Consider the following 563-nt stretch of genomic DNA (forward strand, 5'->3'; position numbering starts at 1 on the left):
GCCGGACAGGGGGAGGGAGGCGGCTTCGGCTTCGGTGAGGCCGGTGAGGCGGGTGCGGTAGCCGCCGAGGAGGCGGTAGCCGCCGTCGGGTCCGCGGTCGGCGTAGACGGGGACGCCGGCGGCGCTGAGGGATTCGACGTCGCGGTAGACGGTGCGGACGGAGACTTCGAGTTCGGCGGCGAGTTCGCGGGCGGTCATGCGTTCGCGGGTCTGCAGGAGCAGCAGGAGGGACAGCAGCCGGCTCGCGCGCATCGTCCCAGTGTGCCCTGTTCCGCGGGTGGCGGTGCGGGGCGGGTCAGCCTTGGAGGGCGTACTGCATGGGGCGGAATTTGGCGCGGGCTTCGGCGAGTTCGGCGGCGGGGTCGGAGTCGGCGACGATGCCGCAGCCGGCGAACAGGCGGGCGCGTGTGCCGTCGATCTCGGCGCAGCGCAGGGCGATGCCCCATTCGCCGTCGCCGCGGGCGTCGACCCAGCCGACGGGGCCGGCGTAGCGGCCGCGGTCCATGCCCTCGAGTTCGCGGATGAGGTCGAGGGCGGTGGCGGTGGGGGTGCCGCAGACGGCG

2 protein-coding genes are annotated in these 563 nt (G+C 74.8%); both read right to left on the bottom strand.

What is annotated here, in order from left to right; translation table 11 throughout:
- A partial coding sequence (locus tag E1284_RS41075; RefSeq protein ID WP_131945487.1) for a helix-turn-helix transcriptional regulator occupies positions 1-252 on the bottom strand: 252 nt, incomplete at its 3' end.
- 43 nt (positions 253-295) lie between these two features.
- A partial coding sequence (locus E1284_RS41080; RefSeq protein WP_207924269.1) for a chorismate-binding protein occupies positions 296-563 on the bottom strand: 268 nt, incomplete at its 5' end.

This window comes from Actinomadura bangladeshensis, assembly GCF_004348335.1.
In the GTDB taxonomy this organism is placed as follows: Bacteria; Actinomycetota; Actinomycetes; order Streptosporangiales; family Streptosporangiaceae; genus Spirillospora; species Spirillospora bangladeshensis.